This is a genomic window from Pseudomonas sp. GW821-FHT04C07 (assembly GCF_059420325.1).
Window position 1 is genome coordinate 92,495 of record NZ_JBWKTM010000014.1, and the last position, 12,464, is coordinate 104,958.

Annotated in this window: 11 protein-coding genes; 9 read left to right on the forward strand and 2 right to left on the reverse strand. The window is 60.2% G+C overall.

Annotation, left to right across the window (positions count from 1 at the left end; all coding sequences use genetic code 11):
- Nucleotides 1-17: 17 nt before the first annotated feature.
- Nucleotides 18-1,526, reverse strand: coding sequence for a MocR-like pyridoxine biosynthesis transcription factor PdxR (gene pdxR / locus AC07UI_RS23540; RefSeq protein ID WP_494994755.1), 1,509 nt, complete (start codon nt 1,524-1,526; stop codon nt 18-20).
- Nucleotides 1,527-1,778: 252 nt separating this feature from the next.
- On the opposite strand from pdxR, the gene AC07UI_RS23545 reads away from it, so the two are divergent.
- The 7 genes from AC07UI_RS23545 (at nt 1,779) to AC07UI_RS23575 (ending at nt 8,177) form a co-directional block, all read left to right on the forward strand.
- On the forward strand, nt 1,779-2,759 hold the full coding sequence (locus AC07UI_RS23545; RefSeq protein WP_494994756.1) for a quinone oxidoreductase family protein: 981 nt from the start codon (nt 1,779-1,781) through the stop codon (nt 2,757-2,759).
- Nucleotides 2,760-2,773: 14 nt separating this feature from the next.
- Nucleotides 2,774-3,622, forward strand: a complete 849-nt coding sequence (locus AC07UI_RS23550) for a TauD/TfdA dioxygenase family protein (RefSeq protein WP_494994757.1) — start codon at nt 2,774-2,776, stop codon at nt 3,620-3,622.
- A gap of 85 nt (nt 3,623-3,707) precedes the next feature.
- Nucleotides 3,708-4,760 carry a beta-keto acid cleavage family enzyme gene (locus AC07UI_RS23555; protein ID WP_494994758.1) on the forward strand — a complete coding sequence of 351 codons (1,053 nt, stop codon included), beginning with the start codon at nt 3,708-3,710 and terminating at the stop codon, nt 4,758-4,760.
- A 93-nt stretch (nt 4,761-4,853) separates the two neighbouring features.
- Nucleotides 4,854-6,185 (forward strand): MFS transporter, encoded by a 1,332-nt coding sequence (locus AC07UI_RS23560; RefSeq protein ID WP_494994759.1) that lies wholly within the window; start codon nt 4,854-4,856, stop codon nt 6,183-6,185.
- Nucleotides 6,182-6,847, forward strand: a complete 666-nt coding sequence (locus AC07UI_RS23565) for a DsbA family oxidoreductase (RefSeq protein ID WP_494994760.1) — start codon at nt 6,182-6,184, stop codon at nt 6,845-6,847. The genes AC07UI_RS23560 and AC07UI_RS23565 overlap by 4 nt, the downstream gene beginning before the upstream one ends.
- Entirely contained in the window at nt 6,844-7,170 is a 327-nt protein-coding gene (locus AC07UI_RS23570; RefSeq protein WP_494994761.1) for a Rieske (2Fe-2S) protein, read from the forward strand. The genes AC07UI_RS23565 and AC07UI_RS23570 overlap by 4 nt, the downstream gene beginning before the upstream one ends.
- Nucleotides 7,167-8,177 carry a YeiH family protein gene (locus AC07UI_RS23575; protein WP_494994762.1) on the forward strand — a complete coding sequence of 337 codons (1,011 nt, stop codon included), beginning with the start codon at nt 7,167-7,169 and terminating at the stop codon, nt 8,175-8,177. Before AC07UI_RS23570 ends, AC07UI_RS23575 begins: the two co-directional genes overlap by 4 nt.
- 309 nt (nt 8,178-8,486) lie before the next feature.
- Here the strand turns inward: AC07UI_RS23575 and AC07UI_RS23580 are convergent, their stop codons facing one another.
- A complete protein-coding gene (locus AC07UI_RS23580; RefSeq protein WP_494994763.1) occupies nt 8,487-9,542 on the reverse strand; it encodes an AraC family transcriptional regulator in 1,056 nt (351 codons plus the stop codon).
- Between the two features lie 356 nt (nt 9,543-9,898).
- Between AC07UI_RS23580 and AC07UI_RS23585 the strand changes: the two genes are divergently transcribed.
- Nucleotides 9,899-10,465 (forward strand): RBBP9/YdeN family alpha/beta hydrolase, encoded by a 567-nt coding sequence (locus tag AC07UI_RS23585; RefSeq protein ID WP_494994764.1) that lies wholly within the window; start codon nt 9,899-9,901, stop codon nt 10,463-10,465.
- A 143-nt stretch (nt 10,466-10,608) separates the two neighbouring features.
- A complete protein-coding gene (locus AC07UI_RS23590; protein WP_494994765.1) occupies nt 10,609-12,462 on the forward strand; it encodes a DUF1302 domain-containing protein in 1,854 nt (617 codons plus the stop codon).
- Nucleotides 12,463-12,464 lie beyond the last annotated feature (2 nt).

The window sequence follows — 12,464 nt, forward strand, 5'->3', positions numbered from 1 at the left end:
AGACCACTTGCCTTGCTTCAAGTGGCCTGCTGCAGGTACCCCATTTTGCTCAAGGCCTGGGCAAGTGCTTCGACGCGCTCCTCGGCCTGGTCCTCAGGTGTGCCGGCAAAACCGATCAGTAGAGCAGGTGGCAGGACATGCTCAAGGCAGTAGTCGCTCAGGGCATAGGTGTGAATATTATGCCTGGCCAGTTCCTTGGCGATGGCGTCGTCATCAAGCTTGGGTGGCAGCCAGGCGATCAGGTGCATGCCGGCTTCCACCGGGGTGATCTTGAAGAAACCGCCCAGCCTTTGCTGCAGTTGTTCGACCAGTGCTTGCTGGCGAGTCTGGTACAGCGCACGCATGCGACGAATATGGCCCAGAAAGTGGCCTTCGCCCATGAAGTCTGCTGTCACGGCCTGCAGCAGTGTGGGCGGGCTGCGATCCATGACCGCCCGCAGCGTGCAGAAGGGTTCGATCAAGGCGTGCGGCAGTATCACGTAACCCAGTCGTAGCGAGGGGAAGAGCACTTTGCTGAACGTTCCGACGTGGATCACCCGGGCCCATTGGTCCATGGCATAGAGTGCAGGCAGGGGGCGGCCGTTGTAGCGAAACTCACTGTCGCAGTCGTCCTCGATGATCCAGCTTTGGTTACGCGCGGCCCAGTCGATGAGTTCCTGGCGCCGCGCATAACTCATGGTGACGCCCAAGGGATGCTGACGAGAAGGCGTGGTAAACACCAGGCGTGCGTCAGGGCACTGAGCCAGGCCTTGCTGGATATCGATCCCCTGTTCGTCGATACGCAACGGGACCACCAGACCACCCTGGGCCTGGAGCGCGATTCGCGCCGCGATATGCCCCGGATCCTCCATCCACACGCTGTCCTGTGGATTGAGCAACAGCATGCCCAGCAGGTTAAAGGCTTGCTGGGCGCCGGAAACGATGACCACCTGCTCGGCACTGCAGTCGATGCCACGGGCATCAAAGACGTATTCAGCAATCGCCTTGCGCAGGGCCAGCAATCCTTGCAGTTCGCCATAGCCGAGCATGGCCTTGGTCGGCTTGTGCAGGTGGCGGTTCATCAGGCGCTTCCAGATATGCTGCGGGAACGCGTCGTAAGCGCTGTGGCTTGGCAGGAATGAGGTGGGGCTCCCGGCGACCCAGCCAGCATAGGAGACCCCGCGGAAATGAATGCTGCGCAGCGACAGCATGGACTGGCTCAGATTGGACAGGCGAGGCGGCTGGCGCTGCCGCTCATCGTCGGCAATACCACGGCTTTCCCACTCATTGCCGACATAGGTACCGGCCCCGGTACGCGAGGCCAGAAAGCCTTCGGCAATCAGTTGATCAAAGGCATTGAGAATAGTGATCCGCGACAGCGCAAGCTCTTTGCTCAAGGTCCGGGTCGACGGTAGGCGCACGCCCCCTTGAATTCTTCCACTGAGAATCTGTTTGCGAATCTGCAAATAGAGTTGGCGGTACAGGGGGATGGAGCTGGCACGGTCCAGCTCAATACCCGACAGCAGCAAACCTGCGGGGGATTTCATTACATGCTCGTCTGGATGGAGTGTGGTTTGACCTGGAACACCGTCAGGTACCGAGGTGCGCAAGGGTATCGAGCGGTACTGGATAAGTCATCTACCTCAGGCGTTGATACAGCGCACACCACCCGGGTAGCTGTCATGAAATGAAAAGCCATTGTCGTCTGATGAGAAGCGGCTTGCCGGACTGCGTCCTACAGTCCAATCAGCGCAAATCGACGCTGCACGCCAATCTTGCAGACTGGAGAATAAGAAAACATGGCCAAAGCCATACGCTTCTACGAAACAGGTGGTCCCGAAGTCCTCCGTTATGAGGAGGTCGAAGTTGGCGAACCCGGTCCAGGCCAGGTTCGTCTTCGTCATGTGGCGGTCGGCCTGAACTATGCCGACACCTACTTTCGCAATGGCACCTACCCGATCCCGATGCCCAACGGCATGGGGGTTGAAGCCTGCGGTGTGGTCCAGGCCATCGGCGAGGGGGTTACCAGCGTACGCGTGGGTGATCGCGTTACCTACACCGGTTTTCTCAATACATTAGGTGCCTACAGCACCGAGCGTCTGATCCCGGCCGCGCCGTTGATCAAGCTTCCGGAAACCATCAGTTTCGAGACCGCCGCGGCCATGACCATGCGCGGCCTGACGTCGGCGTACCTGATGCGGCGCATTTACGATTTCAAGGCCGGCGACAGCATTCTGCTGCACGCCGCCGCCGGTGGTGTGGGCCTGATCGTTTCGCAGTGGGCCAGGCTGCTCGGCCTGACCGTCATCGGCACCGTGTCCACCGAGGTCAAGGGCGAAATCGCCCGGGCCCATGGCTGCGACCATGTCATCAACTACAGCCATGAAGACGTCGCCCAGCGCGTTCGCGAATTGACTGACGGCGTCGGTGTCAACGTGGTGTTCGACAGCGTCGGCAAGAATACCTTCATGGGCTCCCTGGACTCGCTCAAGCGCCGCGGCCTGATGGTCTGCGTCGGCACCGCATCCGGCCCGATCCCGGCCTTCGATCCGGTACAGCTGGCGATCAAGGGCTCGTTGTTCATGACCCGCCCGGCCCTGGCCGACTACATCGCCGACCCGGCGGAAAAAGCCGCCCTGGCGGGCGAGCTGTTCGACCACGTCGGCAGCGGTCGAATCAAGATCGAGATTAACCAGCACTATGCGTTGCAGGATGCCGCGCAGGCTCATCGCGACCTGGAGTCACGCAAGACCACGGGCTCATCGATTTTCGTCATTTAAGGGAGCCGCCTGCCATGAAAGTCGAACAATTGACCTGCAGCATTGGCGCGGAACTGGTCGGCGTCAACCTCGCCGATGCGGTCCATGACGACGGTCTTTTTGCCGAGATTCGTGCTCAGCTGCTCAAGCATCGGGTGGTGTTCCTGCGTAACCAGGACATCAGTCGCGCCGAGCACGTGGCGTTCGCCCGTCGTTTTGGCGAGCTGGAGGATCATCCGGTGGCCGGCAGCGACCCGGATCATCCGGGGCTGGTGCGCATCTACAAGAGCCCGGACCAGTCGATGGACCGCTACGAGAACGCCTGGCACACCGATGCTACCTGGCGGGAGGCCCCGCCGATGGGCTGCGTGCTGCGCTGCGTGGAATGTCCACCAGTGGGGGGCGACACCATGTGGGCAAACATGGTGGAAGCCTACGCGCGCTTGCCTGATGAGGTGAAGGCGAAGATCTCCGATCTGCGAGCCCGCCACAGCATCGAGTCGAGCTTCGGTGCCGCCATGCCGATCGATAAGCGTCTGGCGCTTAAGGCGATGTACCCGGATGCCGAGCACCCGGTGGTGCGCACCCACCCGGAAACCTTGGAAAAGGTGCTGTTCGTCAATGCCTTTACCACCCACTTCAGCAACTACCACACCCCCGGGCGGGTACGCTTCGGCCAGGACGCCAACCCTGGTGCGGGTGAGCTCCTGCGCTACCTGATCAGCCAGGCGTACATCCCGGAATATCAGGTGCGTTGGCGCTGGAAGCCCAACAGTATCGCGATCTGGGACAACCGTAGTACCCAGCATTACGCCGTGATGGATTACCCGCCGTGCCATCGCAAGATGGAACGTGCCGGCATCATCGGCGACAAGACTTACTGATCAGTCGTTTCTGCATTCGCACTCGTACACACGTCCCCCGGCAACGTCCGGAGTGGGCGGACAATGATAATAAAAGGAGTAACTCATGCAATTTTTTGACGATTCCCTGCACCCGGAAAACATGGAAAAGGTGGTGATCACCGTCGCTCCGTACGGGCCTGAGTGGATGCCGGAAGACTTCCCCGAAGACATCCCCCTGACCATGGATGAGCAGGTGCAGAAGGCGGTCGATTGTTATGAGGCAGGTGCCACCGTATTGCACCTGCACGTGCGAGAACTGGACGGCAAGGGCTCCAAGCGCCTGTCCAAGTTCAACGAATTGATCGCCGGTGTGCGTGAAGCCGTGCCGGACATGATCATCCAGGTCGGTGGCTCGATTTCCTTCGCGCCCGAAAGCGATGGCGAAGCCGCCAAGTGGCTGTCTGACGATACTCGCCACATGCTGGCTGAGCTGACGCCAAAACCGGATCAGGTCACGGTGGCCATCAACACCACGCAGATGAACATCATGGAGCTGCTCTATCCGGAATACCTGGAGGGCACGTCCCTGGCTAACCCGGCCTATCAGGCCGCCTACAGCGAGATGACCGTGCCGGCAGGTCCTGCCTGGGTCGCGGAGCACCTGCGTCGCCTGATGGCTGCCGGCGTCCAGCCGCATTTCCAGCTGACCGGGATGCACGCCCTGGAGACACTTGAGCGCCTGGTGCGCAAGGGCGTCTACATGGGGCCGTTAAACCTGACCTGGATTGGCATCGGCGGTGGTTTCGATGGCCCTAATCCGTTCAACTTCTTCAACTTCGTCCACCGCGCGCCGGATGGCTGCACCGTGACCGCCGAATCGCTGTTGAAGAACGTGCTGCCGTTCAATGTCATGGCGCTGTCCATGGGGATGCATCCACGGGTGGGCATTGAAGACACGATTATCAATCACAAAGGCGAGCGTTTCAGCTCTGTGCAGCAGATCGAGCAAACCGTGCGCGTAGCCCATGAGTTGGGTCGCGCAATCGCCACCGGCAAAGAAGCGCGTGAGATCTACCGCATCGGTGTGCAGTACCAGAGTATCGAAGAAACCCTGTTGGCCAACGGTATGGCCCCCAACCGCAAGGCTGGCCAGAAGGGTGTGCCGCAACGCGGCTGAGGGGCAGCCGGGGCGAGAGGTCGACGGCCTCTCGCTCGCTGCATTGCAACAAGCTCGATAACAACAAATAAAACAAAGTTTCGAGGAGGCTGCATGGCCTATCACCCAAGCGTCGCGGACGATGACGACTCAAGTGCTGTCGGTGTTGCGCGCAAATATGCCTGGATCGTCTTTGCACTGACGTTCGGCTTGTTGATTTCCGATTACATGTCGCGCCAGGTGCTGAACGCGGTGTTCCCGATGCTCAAGGGCGAGTGGGCCCTGAGTGACGGCCAGCTCGGCCTGCTCAGTGGCATTGTCGCCTTGATGGTCGGCTTGCTGACATTTCCCCTGTCGTTGATGGCTGATCGCTTCGGTCGGGTAAAGAGCCTGGCGCTGATGGCTCTACTGTGGAGTCTGGCCACTCTAGGCTGCGCGTTGGCGCAGGACTACCAGCAGATGTTTATTGCCCGCTTCATGGTGGGTGTCGGCGAGGCGGCCTATGGCAGCGTCGGCATCGCGGTGGTGATTTCGGTCTTTCCCAAACACCTGCGCGCAACGCTTGCCAGTGCCTTCATGGCGGGCGGCATGTTCGGATCGGTATTAGGCATGGCCTTGGGCGGTGTATTAGCTGCCAGGTTGGGCTGGCGCTGGTCGTTCGCCGGCATGGCGCTGTTTGGCCTGCTGCTGGCTGTGCTTTACCCGATCATCGTCAAGGAAGCGCGCATCGCCCCACAACGCGCCGCCCAAGTCGCGAACAAGGCAGCAGCAGCGGTCAAGCGTCCGCTAAGCACGCTGTGTTCCAGCCGTTCGGTGATCGCGGCCTATATCGGCAGCGGCTTGCAACTGTTTGTCGGTGGCACCGTGATTGTGTGGATGCCCAGTTACCTCAATCGTTATTACGACATGGGAACGGACAAGGCGGGCGGTGTCGCGGCAATCATCGTGCTGTGCAGCGGGGCAGGGATGATTATGTGCGGCATGCTCAGCGACCGACTGTGTCGCCACTCGCCGGAGCGAAAGGTCGCCCTGGCTATCGCGTTTTGCCTGGGCAGTTGCCTGCTGCTGTCGGCGGCGTTCGCCTTGCCGGCGGGGCCTGCGCAACTGCTGCTGATCTGCCTGGGAATGCTGATTGCCGCCGGCACCACCGGACCTGCCGGGGCGATGGTTGCCAACCTGACCCATTATTCAGTCCACGGCACGGCCTTTGCCACGCTGACCCTGGCCAACAACATGCTCGGATTGGCCCCGGGGCCGTTCATCACCGGCAAGGTGTCCGATGTAATCGGCTTGCAGGCCACCTTCCAATTGGTGCCATTGGTCAGCATCGCGGCAGCGGCCGTGTTCTTTTATGCCAAGTGTCATTACCACAAGGATATTGCCCGGCTTAAGGGCGAGCGTGTCAACGATTCGGTTAGCCAAGCGGTGTTAGAGGTGAAGTTGTGAGTGGTCGTTTACGTATTGATGTGTTCTTCGATTTCATCTGCCCCTGGTGCCTGATCGGCAAGCGCCAACTGGAGCGCGCGCAGGATCTTTTGCGCATCCAGCAACCGGGTGTGGACATCACCACGGTGTGGCACGGGGTGCAGCTGTTGCCACAACTGCCGGTACAGGGTGAGCCCTTTGTCGAGTTTTATCGCAAACGCCTGGGCAGTGCCGAAGCGGTAAGCATGCGCCAGGCCCAGGTGCAGCAGGCCGCGATGGCGGTGGGGGTGCCCATCGACCTGAGCCGCATCGCCACCATGCCCAATACCGCTGATGCCCATCGTTTGCTGGAACGTGCCACTGTGCTGGGCAGTACGGCACAGCGTGATGTCTTGCTTGAACGTCTGTTCGCCGCCTACTTCCAGTACGGCGAGGACTTGGGCTGCCGTGAGACCTTGATCGCCATCGCCCAGGCGTGTGGCTTCGACGCTGATGCCATGGCCTCCGTTCTGCAAGGTGACGGCGATCCTTACGTCGGCAACGAGGCAGGAGCTGGCAGCGGTGTGCCGTGCTTTCAATTCGACCGTCGCCTGACGGTGGTAGGCGCGCAGCCTGCCGAGGAACTGCTTGGCGCCATGGGCGAAGCCTTGCTCGATAGCCATCGCGCGCGGCTACCGGCATGAGTCGGCGTGTACCCGTGCCTGCCGGAAAACTCCCGCGGGCGGGAGGCCGTGCGCTGGTTGAATTCGAGGGCAAAAGCCTGGCGTTGTTCAACGTCGAGGGCGATCTGTTCGCCATCGACGACGGTTGCCCGCATCAGGGCGCCTCGCTGTGTGGCGGGCGCCTTGAGGGGAGGGTGATTCAATGCTGCGCCCATGGCCTGCGCTTCGATCTGCGCAGCGGCTACTTGCTCAATTCAACCCAACTCAAAGTCGCCAACTACCCGGTCGAGGTCGTCGACGGCCAGGCATTCATCGTCATTGTTTCTGAGGAGTCCGTGCCATGAGCACCATCGCTCTCACCCGTGTCCATAGCCGAACGCGCGAATTGGCGCCGGGTTTCATCGTCAGTCTGATTGTGGCGGCGGCAGCCTCCTTTTTGTCCGAGCATTATGGTGCGCCGGTGATGCTGTTCGCCTTGCTGCTGGGCATGGCGCTCAACTTCCTGGCCAGTGATGGCGCGTGCAAGGCCGGCATCGAGTTCACGGCACGCACCGTGTTGCGCATTGGCGTGGCGCTGCTGGGCATGCGCATCACACTGGAGCAGATTGCCGCTCTTGGCTGGAAGCCAGTGGCCCTGGTGGTGATTCTGGTGGTGGTGACGATTGGCGTTTCGGTGGTCGCGGCCAAGGCGCTGGGTTTTCAGCGCTTGTTTGGCATGCTTACCGGTGGGGCAACCGCGATTTGTGGTGCGTCGGCGGCGTTGGCGCTGGCGGCGGCGTTGCCCAATCATCCGCAGAAAGAGCGTGCCACGCTGTTCACCGTCATTGGAGTGTCGGCACTGTCGACCACGGCGATGATCCTGTATCCGATGATTGCCAACTGGCTGTCGTTGTCACCACAAATGGCAGGGATGTTCCTCGGCGGCACCATCCACGATGTCGCTCAGGTGGTCGGTGCCGGTTACAGCCTGTCGACCGAAACCGGTGATATAGCCACGGTGGTCAAGCTGATGCGGGTCGCCATGCTGCTGCCGGTGATCCTCTGCGCCACCATGATCACCCGTATGCAGGGCGCCGACACGGCGGGCAAACGACCGCCGCTGCTACCGTGGTTCGCCGTCGGTTTTCTGATTCTGGCCTGTATCAACAGCACCGGTTGGGTCGCTCCAGTGTTACAGGGCTCGGTCAACGAACTGTCGCGCTGGTGCCTGGTGGTTTCCATCAGCGCCTTGGGAATGAAGACTCAACTCAAGGAGCTGGCCGCAGTCGGCATCAAGCCCATCCTGCTGATGGTAGGGGAGACGGTGTTCCTTGCTGTGCTGGTGCTGTTGTTGCTGCACTGGGGTTTCTAAGCCCGTTAAGCAATTTCAGGTCCAGCCTATTCCCCGTAGCAGCTGGCGTAGCCTGCGTTCGGCCGCGCAGCGGTCGTGAATTCAAACGATAGGGTGCTTCAGGAAAACCGCGCACTCAGTTTTTACGACTGCTACGCAGCCGGACGCAGGCTTCGCCAGCTGCTACGGAGGGCTGCACTGCATTGGTTCCTCGGCGCAGTAATGCTCTGGGCCGGTATCACAAACACGGGTTCTTTCGCGGCGACTGTACCAGCAGTCGCCGTTTTTTTTTTGTTGAAATTCCAGCCTCCATCTCCGTCGGTTCAGGGGTCAGGGTGCTGTGGGGCCGGGCAGGGTGGTCGGGTCAATCTGTGCTCTGGCAGCGGCGTGTTTTTGCGCGCTGCGCCAGGCTGCCGGCGGCATGCCGAACTGGGTGATGAACCAGCGCGTGAAGGAGCTCGCCATGGAGTAGCCGAGCATGTCGGCGATCCGGCCCAGCGAGTAATTCGGGTTTTCCAGGTAGCGCAGCACCAGATCGCGACGCACGTCGTTGATCAGGTCGTTGAAGGCGCAGCCGTCGCCTTTGAGGCGGCGCTGCAGGGTCCGAACGTTCATGCCCTGGGTCTGGGCGATTTGCTCGATGGTGGCGCGCCCCATCGGCAACAGCAGGTAGATGGCTTTGCGCACCTCGAACAGCATCGATGGTCCTTCGTGGCTGAGCAGCGAGTCGAGGTAACTCTGGGCGTAGCGCGCCATGGCCGGATCGGCATGGGGATTGGTCATGTCGAGGCTGGCGTCGGAGCAGACAATGCCATTGAACTCGCTGCCGAATTCCAGGTTACAGCCGAACAGGCGGCGATGCAGGTGCAGGTTGTCCGGGGGCTGGTGCGTGAAGTTGACGCTGTAGGGGTGCCAGTGTGTACCGAGCAAGGCGGCGCACAGGCGGAACATCACCCCGATTGCCAGCTCAGTGGCTTGTCGGCAGGGCATCGGTGAATCGGTGACCACCTCCTCGCGAATGATCACCATCTTGCCGGCCTCTTCAATGAAGATGGCCAGCGAATCGTTCATCAGATGACGGTAATGCACCACGACCTGCAAGGCATCACGCAGCGTGCGCTGGTGGCTGAGCAGCAGGCTGACGACACCGAAGTCCGAGAGCTGGCGCGATTCGGCCATGCTCAGGCCGAAACTCTGGCATCCGCTGGCGGCGGCCGAATCCTCCAGCAGGCGCACGGCTGCATCGATCGGAATACGTTGTTCGGGGGCTTGTAGCTGGGTCTTGCTCAGGCCGACGCTCGCCAGCAAATCGTGCGGATTGAACCCAAGGTACTGGGTGACTTCCAGGTAGTTGGTCAAGACGGCGGCGCGAACAAGCTTAGTCATGCAGAGGTCTTTCCTGGAGTAGTTCCGGTGGAAATGAGCGTGACTGACTATATCCAGCAAGTCATGAAATGAAAAGTTATGCCCTGAACGATGTGGTTCACCCATTCCTGTATCGGCTCATGACTGCCTCATGGGGTCAATCCACCCTCAAGCATTGAATACCGTGACCTGGAGCAACCTCGAGGGTTTTTTCGACCCGCGCAAGAGTCACTTCAACGCCTCGAAATCTGTCATCAAAAGAAAAGCGACTGACGTCAAATGAAAAGCGCGTCGAGTGAGGGCTCTTTAATGTCAGCACTACAAAAAGCTTCTGGCGAATGAGCCAGTCGAGTCATCGAGAAAGCGAAGGTGTTGACGTGGACAAACTGCAAACTGCCGCAACCGTTCTGATCGTACCGGGCCTGCGCGAGCACGTTGCCGAGCATTGGCAAACGTTGCTTGAGGCCAGATTGAGCAAGGTGCGCAGTGTCCCGCCACTTGAAGCCGACAAGCTGGACTGCGTTGCGCGGGTCCGGGCGATCCAGCACGAACTGGAGCAGATCGAAGGGCCGGTGATTCTGGTGGCCCACAGTGCCGGCGTGTTGATGGTCGCGCACTGGGCTGCGCGGCACAGTCGTCCGATCAAGGGTGCTCTGCTGGCCGCTCCACCGGATCTCGATGCCAGCTGGCCGCAAGGCTACCCATCCGCTGAAACTCTTCGTACCAATGGTTGGGATCCTCTACCCCAAGGCCCGCTGCCGTTCCGCAGCCTGGTGGCCGGCAGCACCAACGATCACCTTGCCAGCCTGGAGGCCGTGACCCAAATGGCCCGCAACTGGGGCAGTGAACTGGTCAATCTCGGCGCTGTAGGCCATCTCAACCCGGCCGCCGGCTACGGCGAATGGCCGCAGGCTGAAGCCTTTATCCGCACATTGGATCGCTAGGCGCGACGAGCCTGGCTCACCTCACCCTGGAGGAAAGGAAGTAAGCACCTGAGTAACGGTGCCTGAAAGACACTCGCATCGCCGCCTTACCCGGATGTGAGCCGTTGTTAGAACAAAAAAAACAAAAAAACGGAGACAACGTAATGCACAACCCAACAAGTCACAGCTACTTTCAGCGCAGCCTGCCCGTCACGGCTATGCTGCTGGCCTGCATGCCGGCCGCCCATGCCTTTGAGTTCAACACTGGCAGTGAAGACTGGGCCGTGCGCTTCGATAACACCCTCAAGACCAGTTATGGCCAACGGGTGGAAGGTCAGAACTCGAAGATCGCCAACACCTCCAACCTCAACGACGGCGACAAGAACTTTCGTGTCGGTCGAGCGGTGACTGAGCGGGTCGATCTGCTGACCGAGCTGGATGTTGTCTACCAAAGGACAATGGGCTTTCGTGTCAGCGGCGCGAGTTGGTATGACCATGCCTATGACAACGCAGGTTCCAATTCCAACGCTTTTCCAGGACAGGCGGGCAACGCGGGTAACCTGGTTTCAGCGAATCCTGCTGGCAATTCGCTGAACGGCCACGTTGCACAGACGCATGGGCTGAGCGGTTATACCGATCGTTATTACAACGGCCCCTCCGGCGAAATCCTCGATGCCTTTGTGTTCTACAGCACCGAGATCGGCGAGGAGTCGATGTTCAGCGTCAAGCTCGGCAAGCACAACGTGTACTGGGGCGAGACCCTGTTCAACGCGGCCAACGGTATCAACTACGGTCAGGCAGGCCTGGACCTTGCCAAGCTGTATAACGTGCCGGGCACCGAAACCAAGGAACTGTTCCTGCCGCGCAACCAGATTTCCATGTCGTTCACGGTCAATCCAGAGCTGACGCTGGGCGCTCAGTACTTCCTGGCGTATCAGAACTCCCGTCTGCCCGAGGGGGGGACCTACATGGGGGCCTATGACATGCTGAACGATGGAGGGAAAGTCTTCTGGTTGCCACTGCCGACGGTTGGGAATGGTGCCTTTTTCGGCGCGCCGCGTGGCCATGATATCAAACCGCGCAATTCCGGCGACTTCGGGCTGATGGCCAAGTGGAGTCCGGAATGGCTGGATGGCACCCTGGGCTTCTACTACCGCAACACCTCGGACACCTTGCCGGCAGTGCTGATCAATGCGCCTAACCTGAATAAGCCTGGCCTGGCGGGTCTCCAGGGCACTGAATACTTCAGCGCCTACGCCGATGACATCGATATCTATGGCATCAGTCTGTCGAAGAGTGTGGGTCCGGTCAGCGTCGGTCTCGATCTGAACTATCGCGAGAACATGCCGCTGGTGAGCAATTTCAGCACCATCAACGGGCCATTGAGTGCTGAGGCTGGCCAGGGCCAGATCAACGGCGCCAACCTGATCGGTGCCGTGCCGGGCAAAGGTGATACCGGGCTGGCCCGTGGCAAGACTTTCCACGTGGTACTCAATGGCCTGGTGACTTTTGGCAGGACTCCGTTGTGGGATGCTTCCTCCTTGGCCGTGGAAGGTGCCATGACCCATCTGGTCAGCGTCAATCAGGCCGGCAAGCAGACCTTCAAGGGCGATTCCAGCTACAGGGGCGTCGACAAGGTCGACACCAATGCATACACCATCGCTGCCAACTTCACTCCGACCTGGTTCCAGGTGTTCCCGGGTGTCGATCTGTCCATGCCAGTGGCCTACAACGTCGGTCTCAAGGGCAACTCTGCCATCCAGCTGGGTGGCAACGAGGGCGCCGGTAGCTACTCCGTAGGCATCGCTGCCGACGTCTATCAGAAGTACAAGTTCGACCTGAAGTACGTGGACGCTTTTGGTCCCTTCGATACCTGCAATAGCGGTACTGACAACAACACCCCCGGTGCTAACGGCCTGTACCAGTGCATCCCCGGTCAGATCACTTCGCAGGCAGGCCTGGCGCCGCTGCTGAAGGACCGCGGGATGGTCACGGCCTCGTTCAAAACCACCTTCTGATT